This is a genomic window from Candidatus Deferrimicrobiaceae bacterium (assembly GCA_036504035.1).
GTDB lineage: Bacteria > Desulfobacterota > Deferrimicrobia > Deferrimicrobiales > Deferrimicrobiaceae > JANXPS01.
The window spans coordinates 305,914-330,753 of sequence record DASXVV010000014.1 but is presented as its reverse complement, the minus strand read 5'-3'; the positions used below and the strand labels follow the sequence as shown (position 1 = coordinate 330,753).

General features: G+C 64.2%; 22 protein-coding genes. 2 read left to right on the top strand and 20 right to left on the bottom strand.

Features of this window, described 5'->3' with window-relative positions; translation table 11 throughout:
• Positions 1 to 64: 64 nt before the first annotated feature.
• On the bottom strand, positions 65 to 2,401 hold the full coding sequence (locus VGK27_13965) for a heavy metal translocating P-type ATPase (protein HEY3491209.1): 2,337 nt from the start codon (positions 2,399 to 2,401) through the stop codon (positions 65 to 67).
• On the opposite strand from VGK27_13965, the gene VGK27_13960 reads away from it, so the two are divergent.
• Complete coding sequence (locus tag VGK27_13960) at positions 2,312 to 3,517, top strand: DMT family transporter (protein HEY3491208.1); 1,206 nt, start codon at positions 2,312 to 2,314, stop codon at positions 3,515 to 3,517. The two genes, VGK27_13965 and VGK27_13960, sit on opposite strands and share 90 nt — an antisense overlap.
• 55 nt (positions 3,518 to 3,572) lie before the next feature.
• Here VGK27_13960 and VGK27_13955 read toward each other — a convergent pair whose 3' ends face one another.
• Entirely contained in the window at positions 3,573 to 4,847 is a 1,275-nt protein-coding gene (locus VGK27_13955) for a hypothetical protein (GenBank protein HEY3491207.1), read from the bottom strand.
• 109 nt (positions 4,848 to 4,956) lie between these two features.
• On the opposite strand from VGK27_13955, the gene VGK27_13950 reads away from it, so the two are divergent.
• A complete protein-coding gene (locus VGK27_13950; protein ID HEY3491206.1) occupies positions 4,957 to 6,132 on the top strand; it encodes a chromate transporter in 1,176 nt (391 codons plus the stop codon).
• Positions 6,133 to 6,261: 129 nt separating this feature from the next.
• Here VGK27_13950 and VGK27_13945 read toward each other — a convergent pair whose 3' ends face one another.
• From VGK27_13945 to VGK27_13860, 18 genes are all read right to left on the bottom strand, one after another.
• On the bottom strand, positions 6,262 to 7,278 hold the full coding sequence (locus VGK27_13945) for an HD-GYP domain-containing protein (GenBank protein ID HEY3491205.1): 1,017 nt from the start codon (positions 7,276 to 7,278) through the stop codon (positions 6,262 to 6,264).
• A gap of 157 nt (positions 7,279 to 7,435) precedes the next feature.
• The gene (locus VGK27_13940; protein HEY3491204.1) at positions 7,436 to 7,972 is read right to left on the bottom strand and encodes a hypothetical protein; all 537 of its coding nucleotides are present in this window, start codon (positions 7,970 to 7,972) and stop codon (positions 7,436 to 7,438) included.
• A 51-nt stretch (positions 7,973 to 8,023) separates the two neighbouring features.
• Complete coding sequence (locus VGK27_13935) at positions 8,024 to 8,809, bottom strand: hypothetical protein (GenBank protein HEY3491203.1); 786 nt, start codon at positions 8,807 to 8,809, stop codon at positions 8,024 to 8,026.
• Positions 8,810 to 8,921: 112 nt separating this feature from the next.
• Positions 8,922 to 12,257: a CusA/CzcA family heavy metal efflux RND transporter gene (locus tag VGK27_13930; protein ID HEY3491202.1), complete on the bottom strand. Its 3,336-nt coding sequence runs from the start codon at positions 12,255 to 12,257 to the stop codon at positions 8,922 to 8,924.
• Positions 12,254 to 13,798, bottom strand: a complete 1,545-nt coding sequence (locus tag VGK27_13925; GenBank protein ID HEY3491201.1) for an efflux RND transporter periplasmic adaptor subunit — start codon at positions 13,796 to 13,798, stop codon at positions 12,254 to 12,256. The genes VGK27_13930 and VGK27_13925 overlap by 4 nt, the downstream gene beginning before the upstream one ends.
• Positions 13,799 to 13,820: 22 nt before the next feature.
• On the bottom strand, positions 13,821 to 15,425 hold the full coding sequence (locus tag VGK27_13920; protein ID HEY3491200.1) for a TolC family protein: 1,605 nt from the start codon (positions 15,423 to 15,425) through the stop codon (positions 13,821 to 13,823).
• Positions 15,422 to 16,909 carry a TolC family protein gene (locus tag VGK27_13915; protein ID HEY3491199.1) on the bottom strand — a complete coding sequence of 496 codons (1,488 nt, stop codon included), beginning with the start codon at positions 16,907 to 16,909 and terminating at the stop codon, positions 15,422 to 15,424. Before VGK27_13915 ends, VGK27_13920 begins: the two co-directional genes overlap by 4 nt.
• Before the next feature lie 74 nt (positions 16,910 to 16,983).
• Positions 16,984 to 17,178, bottom strand: coding sequence for a hypothetical protein (locus VGK27_13910; protein HEY3491198.1), 195 nt, complete (start codon positions 17,176 to 17,178; stop codon positions 16,984 to 16,986).
• Positions 17,179 to 17,182: 4 nt separating this feature from the next.
• The gene (locus tag VGK27_13905) at positions 17,183 to 17,920 is read right to left on the bottom strand and encodes an ABC transporter ATP-binding protein (protein ID HEY3491197.1); all 738 of its coding nucleotides are present in this window, start codon (positions 17,918 to 17,920) and stop codon (positions 17,183 to 17,185) included.
• Positions 17,921 to 17,935: 15 nt separating this feature from the next.
• The gene (locus tag VGK27_13900; GenBank protein HEY3491196.1) at positions 17,936 to 19,087 is read right to left on the bottom strand and encodes an FtsX-like permease family protein; all 1,152 of its coding nucleotides are present in this window, start codon (positions 19,085 to 19,087) and stop codon (positions 17,936 to 17,938) included.
• Positions 19,088 to 19,112: 25 nt separating this feature from the next.
• Positions 19,113 to 19,592 carry a DUF2318 domain-containing protein gene (locus tag VGK27_13895; protein HEY3491195.1) on the bottom strand — a complete coding sequence of 160 codons (480 nt, stop codon included), beginning with the start codon at positions 19,590 to 19,592 and terminating at the stop codon, positions 19,113 to 19,115.
• Between the two features lie 248 nt (positions 19,593 to 19,840).
• Entirely contained in the window at positions 19,841 to 20,857 is a 1,017-nt protein-coding gene (locus tag VGK27_13890; protein ID HEY3491194.1) for a transglutaminase domain-containing protein, read from the bottom strand.
• A 189-nt stretch (positions 20,858 to 21,046) separates the two neighbouring features.
• Complete coding sequence (larE, locus tag VGK27_13885) at positions 21,047 to 21,859, bottom strand: ATP-dependent sacrificial sulfur transferase LarE (GenBank protein ID HEY3491193.1); 813 nt, start codon at positions 21,857 to 21,859, stop codon at positions 21,047 to 21,049.
• Positions 21,860 to 21,869: 10 nt separating this feature from the next.
• The gene (locus VGK27_13880) at positions 21,870 to 22,262 is read right to left on the bottom strand and encodes a M67 family metallopeptidase (protein HEY3491192.1); all 393 of its coding nucleotides are present in this window, start codon (positions 22,260 to 22,262) and stop codon (positions 21,870 to 21,872) included.
• Positions 22,263 to 23,078, bottom strand: coding sequence for a molybdopterin-synthase adenylyltransferase MoeB (gene moeB / locus VGK27_13875; GenBank protein HEY3491191.1), 816 nt, complete (start codon positions 23,076 to 23,078; stop codon positions 22,263 to 22,265). It abuts the gene before it with no gap.
• Complete coding sequence (thiS, locus tag VGK27_13870; protein HEY3491190.1) at positions 23,075 to 23,287, bottom strand: sulfur carrier protein ThiS; 213 nt, start codon at positions 23,285 to 23,287, stop codon at positions 23,075 to 23,077. Before thiS ends, moeB begins: the two co-directional genes overlap by 4 nt.
• Complete coding sequence (locus VGK27_13865) at positions 23,284 to 24,546, bottom strand: aminotransferase class I/II-fold pyridoxal phosphate-dependent enzyme (GenBank protein HEY3491189.1); 1,263 nt, start codon at positions 24,544 to 24,546, stop codon at positions 23,284 to 23,286. Before VGK27_13865 ends, thiS begins: the two co-directional genes overlap by 4 nt.
• Positions 24,543 to 24,716, bottom strand: a complete 174-nt coding sequence (locus tag VGK27_13860) for a hypothetical protein (protein HEY3491188.1) — start codon at positions 24,714 to 24,716, stop codon at positions 24,543 to 24,545. The genes VGK27_13865 and VGK27_13860 overlap by 4 nt, the downstream gene beginning before the upstream one ends.
• Positions 24,717 to 24,840 lie beyond the last annotated feature (124 nt).

The window sequence follows — 24,840 nt, the reverse complement described above, 5'->3', positions numbered from 1 at the left end:
ACAACTCATCTTCAAAGAATAATCTTCAAGACAGGTGAGAGTATTCTCACGAAATGAACGCCATTCAAAGCCGGACCCTTCGCAGCCGCAACGCATTGCCGACGACGGAAACCGAGCTCAGGCTCATCGCCGCCGCGGCGATGATCGGGCTCAGCAGGATCCCGAAGGACGGATAGAGGACGCCCGCCGCGACGGGAACCCCCAGCGCGTTGTAGACGAAGGCAAAGAAGAGGTTCTGCTTGATGTTGCCCATCGTCGCACGGCTCAGGCGGCGCGCCCGGACGATACCCCGCAGATCCCCCTTGACCAGGGTGACGCCCGCGCTCTCCATCGCCACATCGGTCCCGGTACCCATCGCGATTCCCACATGGGCCTGGGCCAGCGCCGGTGCGTCGTTGATCCCGTCGCCCGCCATGGCCACGATCCGCCCCTCCGCCTGAAAACGTTTCACCGCATCGGCCTTCTGGTCGGGGAGCACCTCGGCCAGCACCTCGTCGATCCCCAGCTTTTTGGCCACCGCCTCGGCGGTCGTGCGACTGTCGCCCGTGAGCATCACGATCCGGATCCCTTCGTCGTGCAGGGAACGGATCGCATCCGGCGTACTCTCCTTGATCGGGTCGGAAACGCCCAAAAGGCCCGCGGGCTTGCCGTCCACGGCGACGTACATCACGGTCTGCCCGTCCGCGCGAAGCGACTCGGCTTCACGGGCAAGCTTCTCCGGGGCGATTCCCAGCGATTCGAGCAGCGTGCGATTGCCGAGGACGACAGCGCGCCCTTCCACGGTCCCCGTGACCCCCTGCCCCGTCACCGATTCGAACGACCCCGCTTCCGGGACGTCGACTCCGCGCTCCCGGGCGCCCGCCACGATGGCGGCCGCGAGCGGGTGCTCGCTCCCCTTTTCCAGCCCGGCCGCAAATTTCAGAAGTCCCGGGGCGTCCCACCCGTCGGCGGCGGACACCGTCGCCAATCGTGGTTTTCCCTCGGTCAGCGTACCGGTCTTGTCGACGACGAGCGTGTCCACCTTGCGCATCACCTCGATCGCCTCGGCGTTCCGGAACAGGACTCCGGCCAACGCCCCTTTCCCCATGGCCACCATGATCGACATCGGCGTCGCCAGGCCGAGGGCACAGGGACAGGCGATGATCAGGACCGCCACCGCGTTGATGAGTGCTCGCGCCATACGCGGTTCTGGACCCCATATTCCCCAGGCGACGAAGGTGACCGCGGCCACGGCGACCACCGCGGGGACGAAATAGCCCGCGACGACGTCCGCCAGTTTCTGGATCGGGGCACGGCTCCGCTGGGCTTCGCCGACCATCCGGACGATCCGGGCCAGCACCGTGTCTGCCCCGACACGCTCCGCGCGCATCACGAACGATCCGGTGCCGTTGACCGTGGCGCCGATCACCCGGCCGCCCGACTCCTTGGACACGGGGATCGGCTCTCCCGAAACCATCGATTCATCGACCGCGCTTTTCCCTTCGAGGACGATCCCGTCTACCGGGACCTTCTCCCCGGGCCGAACCCGAAGGCGATCCCCGGGATGAACCTCACCGAGCGGGACGTCCTCCTCTGTGCCGTCATCCCCAATGCGCCGCGCGGTCTTGGGGGCAAGCCCGAGAAGCGCCTTGATCGCGGCTCCGGTCCGGCTGCGCGCTTTCAGCTCCAGCACCTGCCCAAGAAGGACAAGCACCACGATGACGGCCGCCGGCTCGAAATAGACGGCCACCCCTGTGGCGGGATCGCGAAAGGAGGGAGGGAATATCGAGGGGAACAGCACGGCAATGACGCTGTAGACGTACGCGACGCCGACACCCAACCCGATCAGCGTGAACATGTTGGGACTCCGGTTCAGGATCGACTGCCACGCGCGGACGAAGAACGGCCAACCGCCCCAGAGGACGACCGGCGTCGCCAGGAGCAGTTCGATCCAGATCCGGGACCAACCCGGGATGAGATGGTCCAGGGGGCGCCCCGGGATGTGATCTCCCATGGCAACGAGGAAGAGCGGCACCGTCAAGAGCAGGCCGAGCCGGAAGCGCCGGCGCATGTCGGTCAGCTCACCGCTTTCCGGTTCCTCCGCGGTGATCGTGCGGGGCTCCAGCGCCATGCCGCACTTGGGGCAATTCCCGGGGGCATCGCTGACGACCTCTGGATGCATCGGGCAGGTGTACCCGTCCCCGGTCGCATGGTCATCGGTCCGCTCTGCCGGATTTCCGGAAGCGGATAAATCCGGCTTCCCCGGATCGATGTACCGCTCGGGGTCCGATTTGAATGCGTTCAGGCAATGGTCGCTGCAGAATGAATATTCATGGCCGCCATGGGAATGCCGGAGTCCCGTTCCAGGTGCGACCGTCATCCCGCAGACAGGGTCCTTCGAGGATCCGGGGGTCTCATTCATCGGGCGCCTTCCCTTCGATGCGGTGTCCTTCGTTTCCAGTGGGTTCGATGCCGCCTGACAATTCCGGTTTCTCCCCCGACGAACGTCAGCGGGCCGGCAGAACTAAAGAAAGTTCTCTTGTGTGTCGAAGACAATGGTTCATTCGGTACCCAAAATCGCGATCGTGCGAAGATAACGACTGATCACCCGGCATTATTAATCTCGATATTCGCAACGGAGGTTGACCTGCTTTATCTCAAGTTGATCCTGACCACTTTTTTCTGGGGTGGAACCTTTGTCGCCGCACGTTACGCAGTGGGCGAAGCGCCCCCGTTTTTCGTGGCTGCCTGTCGGTACGTCATCGCAACCGTTGCGCTGTTCGGGTTGCTCGCGTTGAGAGTGCGAGCCTCGGGAGTTCGGTTTCCGTTTCCGACCGGCGCGAAGCAGTGGGGGACGCTTTTTGTCCTTGGCGCCGTCGGCATCTTCATCTACAACACTGCCTTCTTTGTCGGACTTCGACTGACCACCGCATCGAACGGCTCCCTCATCGTCGCGATCAATCCGGTCATGACCGCCATGCTTTCGGCGATCTGGCTTAAAGAAGCCGTTCGATCGAGGCAGATCGCCGGCTTCGCGCTCTCGCTCGTCGGCGTCCTGACGATCGTATCGGGGGGATCGTGGGAAACCCTCCGTCATTTCTCCTTCAACCCGGGCGACCTGATTCTGGTGGCGGCGCCGGTGACGTGGGCCGTCTTCTCGGTGATGGGGAAACGGGTACTAGATTGGTGCAGCCCGCTGGAGGCGACCTCCTGGGCATCGCTATTCGGCGCGTTGTTGCTGATACCGTGTGCCTTCCTCGAACGAAGTACCGGCGGGTCAACAGGCGGGCTCTCGACCTGGGGATGGATCGCGGTCCTGCAACTCGCTTTGCTCGGGACAGTCGTCGGTTTCGTCTGGTGGTATGAGGCGATCCAAAAGATCGGGACAGCCAGGTCTGCGCTGTTCGTGAACCTGGTTCCGGTCTTTGGGGTATTGCTCGCCTCGCTTTTTCTCGGCGAGAAGCTGCTCGCATCGCAACTCGCAGGCGGATTGCTGGTGGTGGGCGGGGTCACCCTCGGAATCTACCGGAAGACGTAACCTCCCAGTCGGGTGGGCATGATTGTTCGCTTCTTGTTGTTACGTCCTTTGCCGACTACCGCCCGCCGGTCTTCGCCACGTTGACTTTGAGGGTGCTCCGGTTCATCTCCGTCTGGTCGTCGGTGAACGACCGGTCGTTGTACCGGTTCAGGTCGTAGACCAGCCGCGCCTTGACGGTGTAATCGCCCGCCTTGGCCGCCGGCGCCCACGACAGGACGCGCTCCTCGCCTGCATGGATGATCGCCTCGTGCGGTCCCTGGGCATCGGCCTGAGACGCCGCCTTCGCGTCGGGCCGCGCCTTGTCCTCTTCGAGGAACTTCTTGTCGTCCGGACGGGGGCCGTACCACGGGGCGAACATCCACTCCTGCTTCGCCACCGTCTTCCCCTTGCGGTTCTGCAGCTCGGCAATCAGGTAGACGCCCCGACGGTTGGAGCCGGTCGGGACGGAGTGCCCGGCCGCGATGTTGGCGACGTGGAACTCGAAAGCCGGCTTGCCCAGCTCGGCCTGGACGATCGTCAGGTTCAGGGCGCTCGCGAGCCGCTGTGGCGAGTGGCCGCCCGTCCAGAGGTGGCGGGCGACGGCGCGAGTGGGAACGTCGAAATCCTCGGCGACCTTGCGTTGCGACCGGAGCATGTGGCAGTCCTGACAATGCTGACGCCCGAGGTCCGGCTTGCGGAAGTCTTCTCGCCACTCCAGGAAGGTCTGCGTCTGTTTGCCCGGCACCCGTTTCCCAAGACTGTGGCAGTAGGCGCACGCGGAAGAGGTCCGCATCTCCGGGTCCTCGACGGTAGCGTGGGGCGCCGCGCTCACGTTGTAGGGGCCGCGGATCTTGCCGTCTTGCGTCAAATGGCAGCTTGCGCAGGTGAGCCCACCGACCTCGTCCCCCTTGCCGCGCGCCTTGGGCTTGACGATCTCGGCGTTGTCGACCGGCGGCAGCGCGAATGCTTCGGGGAAATGGCAGACGTTGCAGGAGCGTCCCGCCTCCTCAGCGTCCCGGGCGTGGACCGCGAAGGGGTCGAATCCGGCAGCCGCGTGCGTCGTCGCTGCGGACGAGACGTTGGCCGGCATGCCGAAGGGCTCCTCGCTCTTGTCGCGCAGCGTCATCTTCGGGTACCGGGTGTCGCTTCCGAAGCCGAGCTGGAACTCCCGGTAGATCGCGACGTGACAGGCGCCGCAGACTTCGGACGGCGTCCCTGTTCCCTTGGAGAGGTCCACTCCGCCGGTTGCCGGAGGGGCAGCCACGGCCGGACCCGTGGTCAGGATCGCGATGGCTAAAAAGGCAACGAGATGAACGCCGACACCCGCGAGCCGGGTAGGCCATGATTGCATGAACACCCTCCTTGATAACTCCGTAGAATGGAGATGTACCGACTTCCTTGGATGCGTCCTGCCGCCGAAGGTTGCGGACGTGGATGACGACCGGTTGGGGAGACTGGACATGGAAGGGAACGACAAGACCCCTGCGCCGGTCCCCTTGAAGGATTTTCTCCTCTACTTCCTCCGGCTCGGCGCGACAGGCTTCGGCGGGCCGATCGCGCTGGTTGGCTACATGCAGCGCGACCTCGTCGAGGAACGCGGCTGGATCAGCAAGGAAGACTACGCCGAGGGGCTCGCCCTCGCGCAGCTCTCGCCCGGACCGCTCGCCGCCCAACTTGCCATCTATCTCGGATGGGTCCGCGGCGGTATCTTGGGTAGCACCCTCGTCGGCGTGGCCTTCGTTCTCCCTTCCTTCCTCATGGTGGTCGTCCTCGCCGCGCTGTACCTGCGCTTCGGGGGGTTGCCGTGGCTCCAGTGGGCGTTCTACGGAATCGCCGCGTCGGTCATCGCCATCGTCTCCCGCAGCGCCGTCAAGCTGGGAAAGATGACGCTGGGGAAAGACCCGCTGCTCTGGCTGTTCGCCGCCGTCACGGCTGTCGTGACCGTCTGGACGCAGTCGGAGGTCGCGTGGGCGTTCCTGGCTTGCGGCGTGGCCTCGGTCCTCGTGAAGGCACCTCCAAAATTCGGGAAGGCCGGGTTCGCAGCGGTCATGGTTTCCGGATGGCCCGCGGTGCTGACGACCGGCCTGCACGGCGTTGCCTTGCCCGGGACGCTTACGCGGATCGCGTGGTTCTTCACGAAGTCCGGCGCCTTCGTGTTCGGCAGCGGGTTGGCCATCGTCCCGTTCCTGTACGCCGGCGTGGTCAAGGAGTTCCACTGGCTGAACGACCGGCAATTCCTGGATGCGGTCGCCGTCGCCATGATTACCCCCGGCCCCGTCGTCATCACGGTCGGGTTCATCGGATTCCTCGTGGCCGGCCTGTCGGGTGCCGTCGTGGCCGCCTTGGGCACGTTTCTGCCGTGCTACCTACTGACGGTCATTCCGGCGCCGTTTTTCCACCGGTCCCGGCAGAGTCCGCGGATCAAGGCGCTGGTCGATGGCGTCACCGCAGCAGCAACCGGCGCGATTGCAGGCGCGGCGATCACGCTCGGAAGGCGGGCGATCGTCGACGTCCCCACCACGCTGATTGCGCTGTTGACGCTTACCGCCCTTCTAAAGGCGAAGCGGATTCCGGAGCCGGTTCTCATCTTGGCTGCGGGAGTGGCGGGATTGCTGATGTCGTACACGGGACGGTGACGGGGAGATGGGTTTGATGGAGAATCGATTATGTATCGGACGTTCTGGGTGGCGCTGTAACTGCGGCCGTCGCTGCCGTGGTCGTGGCATGGTTCTACCGGAGCGACTCACCCCTCAACCGGAAACTCGTCAAGATCTTCTGATGTCTCCGCGCCCTTCCCGTAGGGACGTTGTGGCGCTCGGGATACTCGATGGCATGGCGGAATCGTTGTCGCGGAATGGTTGGCGCAAATCGACGCCGGTCCGCGCCGCGATTTCCTCCAAATCCCTGAAAGGTATCGCGAGAAAGGCATTGACCACCTCGGGGTCGAAATGGGTTCCCGACCCCTTGTCAATGTGGTCCGCCGCTTCTATCCATGAAGCGGGTTCCCGGTACGATCTGTTCGCAGTCAGAGCATCGAACACATCCGCTACCGCGAAGATCCTCCCCCCGATCGGGATCGCCTCACCGGACAAGCCTCTTGGGTATCCTGTCCCGTCATATTTTTCGTGGTGGGAAAGGACCAGCTCCCGGGTACCCTCCAGAAAAGGGATCTCTCCGATCAAAGCGGCTCCCTGCGCAGGGTGGTGCCGGATCACGTCCATTTCCTCGTCGGTCAGGCGGGATTCCTTCAGGAGAATCCGGTCCGGCACTCCGATCTTTCCGATATCGTGCAGGATCGCGCCCTTCCGGAGTTCCTCAAGATAGCGCTCGTCCCGGAATCCCATCCGGTGCGCCAGGAGCATCGTGTATTCCGCGACCCGGCGGGAATGGAGTCCGGTGTCGTGCTCCCGCAAGTCGAGGGAAGATGCCAACGCCGAAAGCGTTTCCTGGTGCGCCGTCTTCGTCTCTTCGAACGCCTTCCGCTGTCGCTCGAACAAGACGGAGGAAAGAAGAGCAAGGAGCCAGAAACTGGCGATTTCCCCGATCTGGTCCGACTGCTGCATCCGATCGCCTGCCCAATTGATCCAGATGTGCAGGGAAAAAAGAGCGGTGACCGCCAAGGCGGTCGCACCGGTCGTCCGGGGACCGAACCAGGCCGCCGCCAGGAGAATCGGGATGTAGTAGAGCTTCTGGAAGAAGAGATGGAGCCAGTGAAGATCGTGCGGACCGGCCGTCGTCCGGAAATGCAGGATCGTGACGATCACCGTCAACGCGGCGATCAACAGGTACCTCCCCCGATTCGTCGGAACCAGTCGGTCCATGCCGGTCAAGTCACGTCCTGGATTTCCATCGTTTCCTCACGGATATGACGTGCCGGGGAGGGGCTTTCATCAGCCCCTTCCCCGGATTCCACGCCGGTTGCCGAATCGGAATGCCGGTCTACTTCACCTTGTGGGTGAATGTCTCCGACCCCGTCTTGCCGCCGGAAGTGATCTCGACCTTGAACGTGTACTTGCCCGGCTTGGGGAGATTGACGTCGGCCCCGAAATGACCCTGCATCACCATGAAATCGCTCGTGACGGACTTCTTGTCCGGCCCGGTCACCGTCACCTTGCCCGTCCCTTCCGTGATCGCCGCCTTCGTTTTGGAATCGGTAAGGGAAACGGCGACATGGTGGGAATTGGGCATCGTCCCTTCCATCTTCATTCCGGGCATGGCCTTCATGTGCGCTGCCATGTCGATCAGGCGGGCCTCCGCCTTCCAGACCCCCAGCTTGCCGGAGTACAGCTTGTCGCCCATCTTGGTCATGTCGTGGCCGCCGTCCTTCTTGTCCATCGCGGCGTGATCCCCGGAACCGCCCATGTTCATTCCACCCATGGCGCCGTGATCCATCGCCAATGCGAGCCCCGGCAACGCCATGACCGACATGCCCAACGTGCAGATTCCGATCCGAACCATTTTTCCGATGTTCCGCATTTTCCGTTCCTCCCTCGTGACCTTGTTGTGGGGCGTTGTAAATATCGCGGGCTAGTCCCGCACGACTTCCTTCGGATTCCAGATAGTCTCCCCGCTCGTTTTCCTCCCTTTCCCGTCGCGGACGGTCATCCGGACGCCATACTTTCGAGTTCCACTGAACGTTTCTGCCGGCTTGGGATGGAATTCAGCCGTCATCCCGAACCCGGTGGTGTAGCTTTCCCCTGGATAGTCGTCGCCGCCCGCTGGCGCAAAGGCGATCTGCTCGACGACCACCGGACGATCAAAATTGACCGAGAGCATGCCCGCCGGTTCTCCCGCTTTCTCGCTCACTGCGAGAACACCGATCGTCTTCGGATTTCCGACATCAACCGGAAGATTCCCTTTCGCCTCTGCCGTGATATGGATCTTCCCTTCCGTATCGGTCAGATCCACGGAGGTCGCCTTGCCGAACTGGACTGCGGTTAGCGCCAGCGCCTGTGCGGCCCTCTTGCGATCCGCCTCCAGGATTTGTTCAATCCGGAAAGATCCGCCAACCACGATGTGCGCTACGCCCTTTTCCACCGTGTAACCGGATAGCTCCGCTCCCTCGGCAAACGGCAGGATCACCTCTTCGGAAAATGTTCCCGCATCGCGAATTCCCCTCACTACGGTCCGAACGGTGAGTTGTTCTTCCTTCCCCTGTTCCGTCGTGAAGATCGCTGCCGGGCGGAAACGGCCCGGTTCCTTCGTGGAAGGAAAGTACGCGACCGTCGCATAACAAGGGCCAGGCATGGGCATGGACGGCAACTCACCGAAGATTTCCGTAAACGCCCCCGTAACGTGGACGAACGGTTTCATCTCCTTGGGTTTCCCCTTTGAAAAGATCCCATAGAGAACCATCAGCAATATGACTCCGGCGAAGGATCCCCAAACCCAGAGCGGTGTCTTGCAACAGTCCATGACAGTCCCCCTACCCTTTAAACGCGTCGCCCTGGGGTTCCGGGGCATCCGTGACTTTCGGCAGCTCCCGCAGTTTCCAGAGCTTGTAGATCGCCGGATAGACCAGCAGCTCGAGGATGAACGAGGTGACCAACCCGCCCAGCATCGGCGCTGCGATCCGTTTCATGACGTCGGCGCCTGCCGACGAAGACCACATGATCGGCAACAGCCCCATGAACGCCGCCGCGACCGTCATCATCTTCGGACGCGCGCGCTTGACGGCGCCATGGACGATCGCCTCGTCGAGTTCGGCCGGGTTCGTCACCTGTCCGCGCGCCCGAGCTTCGCCGTAGGACAGGTCAAGGAACAGCAGCATGAACACGCCCGTCTCGGCGTCGAGCCCCATGAGCGCGATCATCCCGACCCACGCCGCGATCGACACGTTGTAGCCGAGCGCGTAAAAGAGCCAGATCGCGCCGATCGCCGAGAAGGGCACCGCCAGCATGACAACCGACGCCTTGAACGCGCTGCGCGTATTCATGTAGAGCAGCGCGAAGATCAGCGCCAGCGTCACCGGAATGACCATCTTCAGACGCTCGCGCACCCGGATCATGTTCTCGTACTGGCCGCTCCACTGGAGCACATACCCCGTCTTCAATTGGACGCTGCTCGCGACGACTTTCTTCGCTTCCTCGACGTAGCTGCCCACGTCGCGACCGGCGATGTCGACGAAGACGTAGCCGGCCAGGAAGCCGTTCTCGTCGCGCAGCATCGCTGGACCTTGCACCATCTTGATATCGGCCAACTGCGCAAGAGGCACCTGCCGACCCATGCCGCCCGGGACGGAGACGAGCACGCGCGCCAACCGGTCGGGATCTTCCCGAAGCTCACGCGGGTAGCGCAGGTTGACCGGATAACGCTCGCGTCCCTCGATCGTCGTCGTAATGTTTTCGCCGCCGATCGCGCTCATGACCGTGTCCTGGAGCATCCCGATCGTCAGGCCATACCGCGCGAGCTGCTCCCGCTTCGGCTCGATGTCGATGAAATAGCCGCCCGTGACCCGCTCCGCGAAGACGCTGCGCGTGCCCGGGATGTCCCGCATGACTTGCTCGAGACGCTCCCCGATCTTCTGGATCTCGGCCAGGTCGCTGCCGTAGACCTTGACCCCGATCGGCGTCCGGACGCCGGTGGTCAGCATGTCCGTGCGCGCTTTGATCGGCATCGTCCAGGCATTGGTGACGCCGGGGAAGCGGACCACCGAATCCATCTTTGCGACCAGCTCGTCCCACGAGATCCGGTCGGGCCAGACCGGCCGCAGGATCGCTTTCACGAATCCGGGCGCCCATTTCGAATACCAGCGGTCCTTCCCGCTCCATTGGCTTTGCGGCTTGAGGATGACGGTCGTCTCCATCATGGAAAAAGGCGCCGGATCCGTGGAGGTATCCGCCCTGCCCGCCTTTCCGAAGACGCGCTCGACCTCCGGGAAAGTCTTGAGCAGCTTGTCCTGGCGGATCAGCAGGTCCTGCGCCTGAGCGACCGAAAGCCCGGGAAGTGTCGTCGGCATGTAGAGCATCGTCCCCTCGTTGAGCGGCGGCATGAACTCGCTGCCTAGCTTCATGAAGACGGGGACGCTCAGCAGGACCGCCACGATCGCGGCGCCGATGACCGCTTTCGGGTGCTTGAGGACGAAGCGGCACGCCGGGTCGTAGATCCGGAAGATCGCCCGGCTGATCGGATGTTTATCCTCGGAATAGTAGGTCCCGACGAGCGCGTGGGTGGCGAACTTCGCCAGGAACGACGGCTTGAAGTTAAAGGGATCGATCCGGGCGAACATCATCCGGAGCGCGGGGTCGAGCGTGACCGCGAGAAAGGCCGCCAGCCCCATCGCCAGGTTTTTCGAATACGCCAGCGGCTTGAAGAGGCGCCCTTCCTGGTCGACCAGCACGAAGACGGGGAGAAACGCCACGGCGATCACCAGCAGCGAGAAGAAGACCGAAGGCCCGACCTCTTTCAGCGCCGAGAGCCGGACATGATGGAAATCCTCCTTCCGCCCGCCGATGTCCCATAGGTGGATCTTGTTGTAGGCGTTCTCGACCTCGACGATCGCCCCGTCGACGAGCACCCCGATCGAGATCGCGATGCCGGCGAGGCTCATGATGTTGATCGTCACGCCCATGTAATGCAGCGGGATGAAGGAGAGCAGCACCGAGACGGGGATCGTGATGATCGGCACGAGCGCCGACGGGACGTGCCACAGGAAGATCAGGATCACCAGCGAGACGATGATCATCTCGATCGTGAGCTCGTGCTTGAGCGTGTCGATCGCCCGTTCGATCAGGTCGGAGCGGTCGTAGGTCGTGACGAACTCGGTTCCCTTGGGCAGCGAGGGTTCGAGCTCCTTCATCTTGGCCTTGACCCGGTTGATGACGTTCAAGGCGTTCTCGCCGTGACGCATGACGACGATGCCGCCGACATGGTCGCCCTTCCCGTCGAGGTCGGCGACGCCGCGACGGATCTCGGGACCCAGTTCGACCCGGCCGATGTCTTTCAGCAGGACGGGCACGCCGCCCGCGCCGGTCTTGACCACGATCTTTTCGAGGTCGGCGGTCGTCTTTGCGTAGCCGCGCCCCCGGACCATATACTCGGCGCCGGCGAACTCGATCAGCCGCCCGCCGACCTCGTTGTTGGACTGCCGGATCGCCGCGATGACCATGTCGAGCGGAAGTCCGTAGGCCGCGAGCCGGTTCGGGTCGACCGTCACCTGATATTGCTTCTGGAAGCCGCCGATCGACGCCACCTCGGCCACGCCCGGCACCGCCTGGAGCGCATAACGCAGCGTCCAGTCCTGGTAGGAGCGCAATTTGTCGAGCGACTGCGTGCCCGATTTGTCGACCAGCGCGTATTGATAGACCCAGCCGACGCCGGTCGCGTCGGGGCCGAGCTCGGTCTGCACCCCCGCCGGGAGCCGCGCCTGGATCTTGGACAGGTATTCGAGCACCCGGGAGCGCGCCCAGTAGATGTCGGTGCCGTCCTCGAAGATCACGTAAACATACGAGAAGCCGAAGTCCGACGAACCGCGAACAGCCTTGACGTGCGGTGCCCCGAGTAGCGCCGTGACGATCGGGTAGGTCACCTGGTCTTCGATGATGTCGGGCGACCGGTCCCACTTCGAGTAGACGATGACTTGCGTGTCGGACAGGTCGGGCAGCGCGTCGAGCCGGATCGATTTCAGCGTGTAGACCGCGAAGGCGCACAATGCCACGACGAAGAGCAGCGTCAGGTAGCGGTTCACGGCGCAGAAGCCGATGAGCCGCTGGATCAGCGTCTCCTTGCCCGGTTCGCCGGACGCGGAACCGTGAGAGTTCATCGGGCGCCCCCGTGTCCTTCATGCCCCGATGGCGATTTCGGGGGGGCAGCGGGCGCAGTCGGCGAACCCCCGGTCATCTTCGTCAGCGCCGCCCGCATCCGCGATTCGGAGTCGAGCAGGAAGTTTGCCCCGATCGCCACCCGCTCGCCTTCCTTGACGCCGGAAAGGATCTGCGCCTTGCCGTCACCGCGGACGCCGACCGTGACTTCACGCGGCGTGAACGATCCCTCGCCCGTCTCGACGAAGACGATGCGCCGGACGCCCGTGTCGATGATGGCCGAATCGTCGATCGTCACGCCGGTCGCGGCCGCGAGGTCGATCGACACGTCCGCGTACATCTGCGGCTTGAGCTTGAGACCCGGATTCGGGAACTCGAAGCGAACCTTCAGGGTGCGGCTGTCGGGCGTCAGGACGGGATAGACGAACGCCACTCGCCCCTTGAGGCGCACCCCGGGATCGGCCGAAAGCGACAGCGTAGCGGACATGCCGACGCGGGCGGAACCGGCCTCGGTCTCGTAGAGGTCGGCCTCGATCCAGACCCGGGACAGGTCGGTGACGGTGAGCAGCTCCATGCCGGGGCCCACCTTCGTTCCCTCGAAAACCTCCTTGCCGGTCACGTAGCCGGACACCGGGGCGACGAGCGTCACGGTGCGCGTCGGCGTGCCCGTGCGCTCCAGGCTGGCGATCGCCGATGCGGGAACGTCGAACAGCTCGAGCCTGCGGCGGGAGGCGTTCCGCAACTCCTCGCCAAGCGCCCGCACCTCGTCGCTCGTGGAATTGGAAAACTTCTTCGATGTCTCGCGCGCCTTCACATACTCCTGCTGGGACGCCAGCAGCTCCGGGGAATAAAGCGAGAGAAGCGGCTGCCCCTTCCTGACCACCTGGCCGGTCGCGCTGACGAACAGCTTCTCGACATAGCCGTCGATCTTGCTCTGTACCCGGCGGATGCGCGACTCGTCGGGGACCACGATGCCGGCGGTGCGGACCGAACGCGCGATCCGCTCGCGAACCGCGGGCGCCGTCCGGACGCCGGCCAGCTTGAGGGTATCGGGGCCCGAAGCGAGCGTCCCATACCCCTCCGGCAGCGCGCCCGCCGCCTGCCCGCCCCCGCCCTTCGCCTCGTCCTCGTAGACCGGGACGTAGTCCATCCCCATCTCATCCTTCATCGGAACGGGCGAGGTCACCACGGCATTCATCGGGTTCCGGTAGAAGAGGATCTTGCGGGGACCCTTCGCGGCGGGACTTCCCGCCCCGGCCGACCCGCCGCTCCCCTGGATCTTCGTCAGCGCCATGCCGCAGATCGGGCAGTTGCCCGGCTTGTCGGAGATGATGAAGGGATGCATGCCGCAGGTGTATTTCTCTCCCTCGACGTGCGCGGCCGCCGCATTGTCCGTAAGGCCGGCCCCTTTCGATCCCCGCCCGCCCAGATATAGCCCGCCGGCAACACCGACCGCCAGCGCAACCAGGGCGATGATTGCCGTCGCGATCCCCTTGCGCTTCTTGGGCGCCGGGCTTTCGGTGATGTGGTTTTCTTCCGTCATGATCATCCTCCCCGCCCTTCGATTATCGTTTCGGGTCTGGGGCAACCCGCTGCCCGACCGCGTTTTCCAGTTCTGCAGAAGCCACGCCGAGATCCGCCCGGCTGCGCGACAGGGAAAGGTTGGCTTCCAGCCAGCCCCGGTACGCCTCGATCACGTCCGCGAACATGACCTTGCCCGCCGAATAGCCCTGGTTCGAGGCTTCGAGCGCGCTGCGCGACAGCGTCACGATCCGGTCGCCGTAGAGCGCCTCTTCCCGTTTCGCCTTGTCGAGCGCGAACCACGCGGTCCGGACGCCGAGCAACGTGGCCGCTTCCTCCATCCGGAGGTCGCTCTTCAGCCCCTCGATCCGCTGCCGAAGCTCGCGCAGGTACGCCTCCTGGGTCCCGAACAGCGGCGCCTTGGGAAGCCCCGCACCCACCGAGGCCACGGTCGTTGTCGGAAAGTTCTCTTTTTCTCCGCCCATCCCGCCGGCTGCGATCCGCGACGCCTCGTCCCGGTCGTACTGGGACAGGTTCAGCGTGAAGCCGGGATGGACCATCGTCTCCTGCATCAGAAGCATCCGTTCCATCTTCCCGACCATCGCCCGCATCGATCGCAACTCCTGCCGGCTCGAAAGCGACTTCGCCTGAAGGTCCTCGATCGCCGGAACCGTGACCGCGAGATTGTCGGACGCGGGAATCCCGATCCGGACGGAAGGCGGCAGCGCGAGCGTCTCGCGGATCATCGCCTCAATGTTCCGCTGCTCCTCCGTGAGCGTGCGAAGCTCCTCCCGCATCTTTTCCCGCTCGATCCCGATCTTGAGCACGTCCTGGAAGCTGGTTTCGCCGGCCGAGTAGCGCGCGGAGGCGGCGCTTTTCAGATTGTCGAGCAGATCGAGCATCGACTCGGTAGTCTTCCGGGCTGCCGCCACGTAGAGCAGTTCCCGATAGCTCTTCCGGACCGAGGTGACCGCCTTGCGACGCGCGGCCTCGAGGTTTTCCCGCGCCGCCGTCGCCTCCTGCGTCACGATCTCGCCCTTGAGCGCCAGCACGCCGGGAAAGGGGAACCTGGCCCGGGCCATCGCGTCGGGGCTGTCCATCGGCCCGATGCCCGTCATCAGGCCGCTCGTGAACGCGCTGTACCGGCGAAGGATCGTGTCGAGGTTCTCGACCTGCGGATAGCCGTCGAGCGCCGCGCGGAAATCCCGCTCCTTCGACGCCGCGCCCGGATTCCGCAGCAGCGCCAGCGCCTCGAGGTCGGCGAGCGTGAACCCGTCGGCGAGCGTCTTTTCAGCCGCTTCGTTGTCGGTGGCCGCCCCTGCCAGACGCGTCATCCGCGACGCATCGGGGACCAGGAACGATTCTTCCGCAACCGGTTCGGACAGCGTCTTCTCCCAGCGCGCCGAGAGCGCCCGCAGCTTCCCGACCTGCATGTCGAAGTCATCCGGGGCAGCGGCGCCCGCCGCCTCTTTCGCCGGAACGGTGACCGCGGCACGGTAGGTGCCGGACGGCTGGTAACGGTCGACCTCCTGCACGAGCCCCCGGTCGTCCGTCCCGAACGGCCCCCAGGCCGAGGCCGGCGCGGAAATCAGTATCGCGACCGAACCCAACCCGATCGTCGCCCGAAATATCGCAGTCAACGTTTTCATCGGGCGACCTCCTTGCCCGCTTGGGGCGCCGTCGATGGTTCCCGCTCGGTCAGCCCTTTTCCCGCGAGCTTCTCGAGCCGCGCCTGGAATTTGCCGTAGTCGGCCTTCGCGCGCGCCAGCGAAAGCTGGAATCCGTAGAACGTCGACTGCGTCTCGATGTAGTCGCTGAAGGCGCCCTGCCCCTGCTTGTAGAGCGTCTCGGCGCTCTCGATCGCGCGCTCGGCCTGCGGAAGCAGGTCGTCCCGGTAAAGCTTGACCAGCCGCTCCGCGTTGCGCATCCGGAACCATCCCTCCTGGACCATGGTCCGCGTCTCGTTGACCTGCGCCCGCTTCATGGATTGCATCGTCTCGACATCGGCGCGCGCGGAGGCGGTCCGGCCGGCGTTCTTTCCCAGCCAGATCGGAAGCATGACGCCCACCTGGACTCCCACCTGCCTGTCTCCCCGATCGGTTCCGTAGGAGGCGCCGAGGTTGAATTCCGGAAGGTTCTCGTACCGCGTGAGCGAAAGCATGGATTGCGCCTTCTCGACGCCCGCCTGGGCGATCTTCACTTCCTCGAGGTTCGCCTCCGCGAACGCCTGGATCTCAGGGAGGGCGTAGACCACCGGACGGACCGGGAGGTCGGCGAGCGGCCCGATCGCGGCATCGGCCGGCCGGTCGAGCAGCCCGTTCATCCGCGTCTTCTCGGTCCGCTCCAACTCCTCGAGCAACAACGCGTCGTAGAGCAACTGCCCCGACTGCGCCTGCGCCTTCATGACGTCGACCAGCGCCGCCCGGTTCGCGGCGTACGCCCCCTCCCCCACCTTCCGCAGCTGGTCGAGCAGCTCCCTGTTCCGCGTCGCGATCCTTCGCGCCTCACCGATGTAGAGCAGTTCCTGGTACGACTCGCGGATGCCCAGGACGACGTCGCGAACCGCCGCATCGAGACCGAGCCGTGCGATCCGCGCGTCGGACTGCACGATATCCCCGGCCCGCCCAAGCTTGCCCGGCAGAGGGATGCCCTGGGTCAGGCGCACGGTCCAGTCGTTCTTCGGAGTCGAATCCTGGCTGCCGGCCACCGGCATCCCGTCGGGCCCCGTCGCGGTAGGGGCCATGCTGCCGGAACCGACCATGCGCATCCCCTCGATCATGATCTCGGGGTTGTTCCAGGCGGTGTCGATCCGGTATTTCTCGGCCGTCCCGCGCCACCTGGCGCGCGCCGCCTGGATCATCGGGCTGGAAAGATAGCCGTAGGCGGAGAGGTCGGCCTGCGTCGGTCCCTGAATAATTTTCTTCTCCAGGGTTTCCCGTTCGACGTTTCCCGGCAACTCGACGGGAGAGACCGCAACGGCGGCGTCCTTTCGCAACGCGAGTCCGACCGGATCCGCGGCTGAAGCGACAACGGCAAGCGTCAGTAAAAGCGGAACAAGAAAACCGGCCCGGGGGCAAGCGCGCCTTCCCGTTTCCGGCCTCCGCTTCCCTGTTCCGAAAGTAACTATCTGCATCGTTCCCGTTCTCCTCTCCATCACCGTGTCACCGCTTTCACCCCGACTATAAAACGTTTCCGGTCTCCTTTGCGTCAATCCCCGCCGCAACACTTCATCCTGCACCCGGAAGCGGAGGCGCCTTCCCCCGTCGAGCCATGCGCAGGGTGCGTCATCCCCTGCCGGAAGATCGTTCCCAGGATCCAGGTCACCGCGACGGAAAGGAGGATGGCGACCACGATGGCAATGATCCACCCACGCACGGATCTCTCGTTTTTCGGTGTCTCCATGGCTTTATGCTCCCAATGCCTGTTCCGGGACGTGGATTCGGCTCGCACGGGGAACCGTCCTGACGGGACGGTCTTCGACGATCAGGCCGTCGCCCAGGCGGATCGATCGCGTTCCCCGCTCGATATTCGTCCGGTTGTGGGTCACCACCAGGATCGTCTTGCCTGCGTCGTGAAGGTCGGCAAACAGGTCGAGTATCTGATTCCCCGTCGCGCTGTCGAGATTCCCGGTCGGTTCGTCAGCGAGCAGGATCGGAGGATCGTGGACGAGCGCCCGGGCGATCGCCACCCGTTGGCATTCTCCGCCTGACAACTGCGACGGCAGCCGGTCTTCCTTTCCGGCCAGCCCGACGGATTCCAGCAATGCGGTCGCCCGATCGCTCTTCTGCGTCGCCGTTCCCTTTTCCGGCGCCATCGGGACCATCACATTTTCCTGAGCGGTCAGGTATGGAAGCAGGTGGTACGCCTGGAAGACAAACCCGATCTTTTTCCCACGGAAATCGGCCAGGCGGTCCTGGGAGAGGGTCGCGATGTCGACGTCATCGATGACGATGCGTCCCGAAGTCGGCAGTTGCAGCCCGCCCAGCAGGCAGAGCAGCGTGCTTTTGCCGGCTCCGGATTCGCCGGTGATGACCGCGTATTCCCCTTCGGCGATCGAGACGCTGATCTCGCGAAGCGCAGTGGCGCTGGTCCCGTTGGCGCCGTAGGTCATCGAGACGTTTTCAAGTGTGATCAACGGCTTCATGCCTTATCTCCTCGTCTACAGGCTGCGGATGGCTTCGGTCGGCGACAGCGCGGCGGCTCGGCGGGCGGGCGGGATCGTGCCCAGCAACCCGAGCGCCAGCCCAAGCGCCGTTCCCAGCAAGATGGGCGCGAGTTCGATCCCGCCCCGTTCCGCACCGAAGAGCGGCGCTCCCGCGAACGCCGCGGCCGCCCCTAGAATGCCCCCGGCCAGCGAAGCAGCCAGGGAGATCCAGCCCGTCTCCCAGAACAGGAGCGCGCGGATCGCCCCCCGCCGGAACCCGACCGCCCGCAGGATGCCGATCTCGCGCGTGCGTTCCTGGACGTTCCCCATGATGGTGACGAACACCATCAGGCCACCGATGGTCAGGACGATCGCCGACACGCCCAGTCCCAGCCGTCGGAACTGGTCGACCGCGGCCTTGCGGCTTTCGACGACCGAGCGGATCGCGGAAACCTTGGCGCCGGGAATCTTCTCGCCGATCTCCTTGACGATGTCCTCCACCGGGCAGTCCTTGCAAAGCGCAGCCACTTCGAAAAAGGTGACGCCGCCGGGCGTGCCGGCCAATGCGCGGACATCCTCGAGGTTCGCGATCACCATCCCGTCTTCCTTTTCGCCGGTCGGCAACAGGACGCCGGCGACCCGGAACGTCTTCCCGCCCGATTCGATCGTCCCGCCGGGCCCCTTGTCGAGCGCGATCGCCGCCTCGGAACCGAGCAGCACCTCGTCCCTGCCTTTCAGCGCATCACCCTGCACCTTCCACCAAGGGCGGGATTCGACGATGTCGGCGGGGCGGATCCCCATCCACACGAGATTCTTCCCCGATACGTCGGTCGCCGTCAGGTAATAGGGGACGACCATGCGAAGCCGTTCCGCCAGGGCGATCGACCGGATCGCCTTCTCGTCGTCAGCCGTCAGTTGCGCGTGCGCGACCTGGGTGCCGCCCAGCGAGATATCTCCGAATCCCAGGGAGAGCTGTTCCGTCCGGGGGGTGACCAGGATGTTGGCGCCGAACTTGTCGAGCTTGTCGCGCACGGCGCCTTCCATCCGCATCGTCAGCGACGAGATGGCCACGAACGTCCCGATCCCGAGGAAGATCCCGAGGCCGGTGAAGATGGCGCGCGATTTCCGGCGGAACAGATTTTTCCAGGCCAGCTTCCGGATATTCATCGCTTTCCCCCCGCCGGTTTCCAGGTCACGACCGCTTCCGCTGGAAGTAATTCTTCCCGGCGGCGATGTCGGCCTTCTGGATCACCATATTCGTCCCCTCGATCCGGTGCGCCAGCGGGTGCGGGTTGCATCCGCCCTTCGCCTCGCCGAGCTTGTTGGCCGCGAACTTCTGGTTGCAGTTGTTGCAGACGAGCTGATCGCCCTCCTGCCGGTATCCGCGATTCGCCCGGAAGCAGACGTCGCAGGCATCCAGCGAGGAACGATACTTTCCGTCGGCGGTCTTCAGCGCCAGGAAGTAGAGGGTCCGACCTTCAGACTCGGTCTGCAGGAAAATCGCCTTGCCGGAATCGAGCGACTTCAGGGGAATCGTCACCTGATCGGACGATTCCACGACTCCGGCCGCCTTGGCGGAGGCTTCGGGCGACTTCTTGAAGAGTCCATCGAGCACCCCTGCGTGAACGATCGCGGATAGCCCCCCGACCAGCAGGAGAATCAGGAGGATCATTTTTCCGGTTCGGTGAATCCGATCAGTGTGTCCAGACATGCGGCTTGTCCTCCCGGATAGGAAATATTGCCTTACTTTGAGCAAGGGCCGTGCCGCTTAACGGCGCGACCCATAATGATTGCAATATCAGATGGTTGGAGCGTAATAAGCGAGAATGGAATTCAGGGATAATCGGGGCGTTGAAGATTATTCTTCAACGCCCCGGAGAGTATTCGGCGATTGGAGGGAGGGATCGGGGGCGGCGTTCGCTATCGCTGATCGATATATGTGATCTTGTAACCGATGTTGAACCCGAAGAGGTCCTCGTTCAACACCTTCCCATCCGCTTCCGCGTAAGGATACATGAAGTAATTCAAGGGTTGCCCATCCTGCGGAGGGTTAAGGACGATGTCCCGTCCAGTTCCGAAAGCGATCCGGTTCTCGTCCACGGCTCCGAAGTAGTATTCCCGCAAGGGGCTGGCTTCCTCGACGGTGAGCTTCTTTTCCAGGATGGCTTTTCGAACGTCGGCAGGATCAACGACGATCCAGCCGGCGCCGGGCTCATAAAACTCGGCCCAGCAATGTTGCGCCTTCGTCATCTCTCCCGAGCTTCCCTTCGGGATCCGGATCCCGAATACTTCGCGGGCCGGCACGCCGGCCGCGCGGCACAGCGTCACGAACACGGAGTGGATGTCGGCGCACTTGCCTCCCATCTTTCGCAGGAGGGAATCGACCTCGCCGATCCCGCACCCCTTGACGTCCGGATCGCGGTGCATGTTGTCCACGATCCAGTCGTGGATTGCGCGGGCCTTCGTCAGGTTGGTCTTCTTCCCCTTGGTGATTCTTGCCGCGAATTCCTTCGCCTGCCCCGTGGTCGAACCGAGGCTGTTCGGGGCGAGCTCGCGCGCGAACTCACTGGGGGCAAACGACAACTCCTTCGAAGGAAAGTCTTTCGTCGTAACCTCCCGCCGGGAAGCACGGAACGTATACGAGAGCGTCCGTTCTTTCGAAGGCCCGTTCCATTCGGCATAAAGCAGGGCGTTGCCCCCTTTTCGTTCACGGTAGACGGCCGCGCGGGCGAAATTCCCGGAAATATCAATGTCGGAGATGTCCTGGTTTTCGTCGGAAACGGGATAGGGGATCCAGAGCCGGGTACGTTGCGCTTCGACCGGAGCGGCAAGCTTCACGTTCACGTTGACCGCAACGCGACGCTCACCGGCGCGGGCGGAGGAGGACAGGAACAGGGTGGCGGCCAATCCGGCCTCCAGGAAACACGTCAATCGCATGGAGGGCGATCTCCTTTCCTTTTCGAGTAATAGGCTCATACGCCAGATTTCTTCCCGCGCCGACCGGCGAGGCGACACTTCCTCAATGACGGGGAAGAGCCAGGGACATCGAGTCCGGCAAGAAGATCACCCCCTTTCGGTGATTGATATTGGTGTACGACGGGACGGATGTATCTTACGCGATTTGGGTCAGGCCTCGTTCATGGCGCCCGAACGGAACCCTTCCAGGTCGAGCGACACGTAGACGAAGCCGGCGGCCTTGACGATCCGGACGACGTCGGCGCGGAGCGGTCCGACCGCCCGCCCGAACTCCTCGGGGCCCAGCTCGACGCGCGCCACGGTTCCGTGGTAGCGAACGCGCAGCGTGCGGAAACCGAGCGCCCGAAGGGCTTCCTCGGCCTGCCCCACCTGCCGCACCCGGTCGCGCGTGATCTCGGTGCCGTAGGGGAACCGGCTGGAGAGGCAGGCATAGGCCGGCTTGTCCCAGGTCGGCAATCCCAGCGCATGCGACAGCGCCCGGATGTCGGCTTTCGTGAATCCGGCTTCCTCGAGCGGGCTTCGGACATCCTGCTCGGCCGCCGCGCGCCGCCCGGGCCGGTGGTCGCCCCGGTCGTCGACGTTGTTCCCGTCGAGCACGTGTCGCAGCCCTTCCGCGTCGGCGATCTCGCGCAGCTTGCCGAACAGCTCTTTCTTGCAGAAGTAGCAGCGGTCGCGCGGATTCTCGCGGAAGCCGGGGATGTCGAGCTCCTCGGAGTCGACTTCGCGGAAACGGCCGCCCAGCGACGCCGCAACCTGGCGGGCCGCCGCCAGCTCGCTCGCCGGATAGGTTTCGGATAGCGCCGTGACCGCGAGCGCCCGGTCGCCCAGCACCGACGCGGCCACGGCGAACAGCAGCGTGGAGTCGACCCCGCCCGAATAGGCGATCACGCAGGAATCGATCTCCCGCAAAATATCCTTCAGCGCCTCGTGCTTGCGCGCCTGCGCTTCCGTCATGCTTTCCATCGACGCCTCCTTACCCGATTTCCTCGGCGGTGACTTTTCCCTCCGCGATCCGGAACGCCCGGACGACGGGGGCTTGCGGGTCTGTTAGCGACACGATGACGTGCCAAACGCCGGGCGTCAGCGCCAGCTGGATGTCTTCCTCCGAAGGTCGCGCGGGCGTTTCCGGGTGCGAGTGATAGATCGCCTGCATCGTGATCCCCTCGGCCCGCAGCGCCTTGACGACGGCGAACTGCTCCCTCGGGTCCATCGAGAAATGCTCGGCGCTCGCGTCGGTGTTGGTCATCCGGTGGATCGTCGAAACGTCCCCTTCGCTCCCGCCCAGGATGCCGCACACCTCGTGCGGGAATCCCTCCTGCGCATGGGCGATGATGGCGTCCAGGATGTCGGCCGGGATCCGGAGCATTCAGCGGCCTCCCAGGTCGCACACGGTCATCGCGTCGACCTCGTCGCGTAGCGCCGTGATCGTCGGCTGCTCGCCGCAAATCGGGCAGTTGGGGTTGCGGTCGATGGGCACCTCGCGGAAACGCATCGAAAGCGCGTTGTACGTCAGCAGCCTTCCAGCGAGAAGCTCGCCCTTGCCGAGAAGATACTTGATCGCCTCGGTCGCCTGGATCGATCCGACCACGCCCGGGAGAACGCCGAGCACGCCGGCCTGTGAGCAGGTGGGAATCGCATCCTTAGGGGGCGGCTCGGGGAAAATGCAGCGGAAGCAGGTCGATTTCCCCGGCAGCACCGTGAGCGCCTGCCCTTCGAACTGGAGGATGCCCGCGTGGGAATATGGCTTGCCCGCAAGCACGCAGGCGTCGTTGACGAGGAACTTTGCCGTGAAGTTGTCGGTGCCGTCGATCACGAAGTCGTAGTCGGCCAGGATCCCGGCGATGTTCGCGGCCGTAACCCATTCGTGGTACGTCTTCACCGTGACGTCGGGATTGATGGCGCGCATCTTTTCGGCGGCCGATTCGACCTTGGGCTTTCCGACGTCCGGAGTGAAGTGGATCACTTGCCGCTGGAGGTTGGTCACGTCGACCACATCCGCGTCGGCGATGCCGATCGTTCCGACGCCTGCGGCGGCCAGGTAGAGCGCGGCCGGCGCCCCGAGCCCGCCCGCCCCGATGATGAGTACGCGGCCGTCGAGCAGCTTCTGCTGCCCTTTCCCGCCCACCTGCTTGAGGATGATGTGGCGCGAGTAGCGTTCGATCTGGGCATCCGTCAGCATCATCGTCCCCCGCCCATGAAGTAGAGGAACTCGATGGCGTCGCCGTCGTCCACCGGCGTCGAAGGAAACGCTTCGCGCGCCAGGATGTCGCCGTTCAGCTCCACCGTCACGTAGAGCCGCTGCGAAACGTCCAACTCCTCGAGCAGCGATTCGATGGTGCGGCCGGGATTCTCCGGCAGCGGGGTTTCTTTTCCGTTCACGGTGATCTTCATGCGTTCTCTCCTTTGAAGGCCGAATCGAGCGCCCGGCCGAAATCGTCGATCAGGTCCCGGATGTCCTCGATGCCGGCCGAGACGCGGACCAGGTCGTCCGGTACGCCCATCAGCGCCCGCTCTTCCGGTCCGAAGTCGACGCAGATGGTGCTCGCCGGATGGATGACGAGCGTCTTCGTGTCGCCGATGTTCGCGAGGTTCTTCGCAATCTTCAAGCCGTCGATCACGCGGAAGGCGGAAGGCTTGTCGCCGGTTCCGAAGGTGAGCAGGCCGCCGTAGCGGCCGCCGTACAGTCTTCCCGCCGTGGCGTGATGCGGCGACGATTTGAGTCCGGGATAGTTGACCCACGCGACCTTTGGGTGGGCGGCGAGAAACAGGGCGAGCGCCAGCGCGTTGTCGCAATGGCGCGCCATCCGCAAGGACAGCGTCTGCACCCCTTCCGAGAACAGGAAGGCGTTCATCGGCGCGATGCAGCCGCCGACATCCTTGTGGATCAGCTTGCGCAGCCGCGCGGTGAAGACATAGGGACGATAGCGTTTCCGGTAGAGGTCAAAGTGGGGAAATTTTCCGTTGCCCCAGTCGAACGTCCCACGGTCGATGACCGCGCCGCCGATGCTGTTGCCGGTCCCGCCGATGTATTTGCTGATCGAGTGGATGACCAGGTCCGCGCCAAGCTGCGCGCCCGTCGCCAGCGCGGGGGTGCTGACGGTCGCATCGACCACGAGCGGGATTCCCGCCTCCCGGGCGATCGCCGCAAGGGCCGGCACGTCCGGCACGTCGAGCTTGGGATTCCCGATCGTCTCGACGAAGAGCAGCCGGGTTCGTTCGTTGACGCCGGCCCGGACCGCATCGAGGTCGACCGGGTCGACGAACCGCGTCGTGATCCCGTAGTTCGACAGTGTGTCGCGAAACAGGGAGAAGGTGCCGCCGAACAGCGAGGAGGAGGACAGGATCTCGTCGCCGGCCCGGACGATCGTCAGGACGGTCTCGGTGATCGCGGCCATGCCGGAGGCGGTAACGACGGCGGCCCCGCCCCCTTCGAGCAGCGCCAGCCGCCGCTCGAGGCCTTCGGTCGTCGGATTGCCGATTCGCGTATAAACCTGCCCCGGACGCCGTCCGCGGAACACATCCTCGAGCGATTCGGCGGTCTCGTAGGCGAAGGCGGACGACTGGACGATCGGCAACGCCGTTGCGCCCGAGGGCCCGGGCTCCAGCCCGCCGTGCACCAGGAGGGTATCGAAACGAATCGGATTCGTCATGACGCGGTTTCTTTCTGATAAATCGCAGCGACCGAGTGGCTCCGGAATCCCTCGTTGGAAAGATAGACCGCGTTCCGCATCTTCCCGGTCCCGTAGTCGAGGACGCGGGACACGTTCCGTTTCTTGAAGAACCGGCTGTATCGACGGACGCTTTCCGCCGCGGGGACCATAAATCCTCCTCCCAAATCCATAGCATATAAAATCTATATATCTGGTAGGATTGTAGCGAATATGGGGTTTTGGGTCAACACCCTAATTATCCGGACGCGACGATCCGCGTCGCCGCCCTCCAGC

Excerpts from the sequence above, each read along its gene's own strand:
- VGK27_13865 (HEY3491189.1), bottom strand. The coding sequence starts at position 24,546 with ATGACGAATCCGATTCGTTTCGATACCCTCCTGGTGCACGGCGGGCTG.
- VGK27_13860 (HEY3491188.1), bottom strand. The coding sequence starts at position 24,716 with ATGGTCCCCGCGGCGGAAAGCGTCCGTCGATACAGCCGGTTCTTCAAG.
- VGK27_13900 (HEY3491196.1), bottom strand. The coding sequence starts at position 19,087 with ATGAATATCCGGAAGCTGGCCTGGAAAAATCTGTTCCGCCGGAAATCG.
- VGK27_13895 (HEY3491195.1), bottom strand. The coding sequence starts at position 19,592 with ATGATCCTCCTGATTCTCCTGCTGGTCGGGGGGCTATCCGCGATCGTT.
- thiS (HEY3491190.1), bottom strand. The coding sequence starts at position 23,287 with ATGAAGATCACCGTGAACGGAAAAGAAACCCCGCTGCCGGAGAATCCC.
- VGK27_13935 (HEY3491203.1), bottom strand. The coding sequence starts at position 8,809 with ATGAAACCGTTCGTCCACGTTACGGGGGCGTTTACGGAAATCTTCGGT.
- VGK27_13960 (HEY3491208.1), top strand. The coding sequence starts at position 2,312 with ATGGCCGCCATGGGAATGCCGGAGTCCCGTTCCAGGTGCGACCGTCAT.
- VGK27_13915 (HEY3491199.1), bottom strand. The coding sequence starts at position 16,909 with ATGCAGATAGTTACTTTCGGAACAGGGAAGCGGAGGCCGGAAACGGGA.
- VGK27_13920 (HEY3491200.1), bottom strand. The coding sequence starts at position 15,425 with ATGAAAACGTTGACTGCGATATTTCGGGCGACGATCGGGTTGGGTTCG.
- VGK27_13880 (HEY3491192.1), bottom strand. The coding sequence starts at position 22,262 with ATGCTCCGGATCCCGGCCGACATCCTGGACGCCATCATCGCCCATGCG.
- moeB (HEY3491191.1), bottom strand. The coding sequence starts at position 23,078 with ATGATGCTGACGGATGCCCAGATCGAACGCTACTCGCGCCACATCATC.
- VGK27_13925 (HEY3491201.1), bottom strand. The coding sequence starts at position 13,798 with ATGACGGAAGAAAACCACATCACCGAAAGCCCGGCGCCCAAGAAGCGC.
- VGK27_13955 (HEY3491207.1), bottom strand. The coding sequence starts at position 4,847 with ATGCAATCATGGCCTACCCGGCTCGCGGGTGTCGGCGTTCATCTCGTT.
- VGK27_13905 (HEY3491197.1), bottom strand. The coding sequence starts at position 17,920 with ATGAAGCCGTTGATCACACTTGAAAACGTCTCGATGACCTACGGCGCC.
- VGK27_13940 (HEY3491204.1), bottom strand. The coding sequence starts at position 7,972 with ATGCGGAACATCGGAAAAATGGTTCGGATCGGAATCTGCACGTTGGGC.
- VGK27_13910 (HEY3491198.1), bottom strand. The coding sequence starts at position 17,178 with ATGGAGACACCGAAAAACGAGAGATCCGTGCGTGGGTGGATCATTGCC.
- VGK27_13890 (HEY3491194.1), bottom strand. The coding sequence starts at position 20,857 with ATGCGATTGACGTGTTTCCTGGAGGCCGGATTGGCCGCCACCCTGTTC.
- VGK27_13965 (HEY3491209.1), bottom strand. The coding sequence starts at position 2,401 with ATGAATGAGACCCCCGGATCCTCGAAGGACCCTGTCTGCGGGATGACG.
- larE (HEY3491193.1), bottom strand. The coding sequence starts at position 21,859 with ATGGAAAGCATGACGGAAGCGCAGGCGCGCAAGCACGAGGCGCTGAAG.
- VGK27_13930 (HEY3491202.1), bottom strand. The coding sequence starts at position 12,257 with ATGAACTCTCACGGTTCCGCGTCCGGCGAACCGGGCAAGGAGACGCTG.
- VGK27_13950 (HEY3491206.1), top strand. The coding sequence starts at position 4,957 with ATGGAAGGGAACGACAAGACCCCTGCGCCGGTCCCCTTGAAGGATTTT.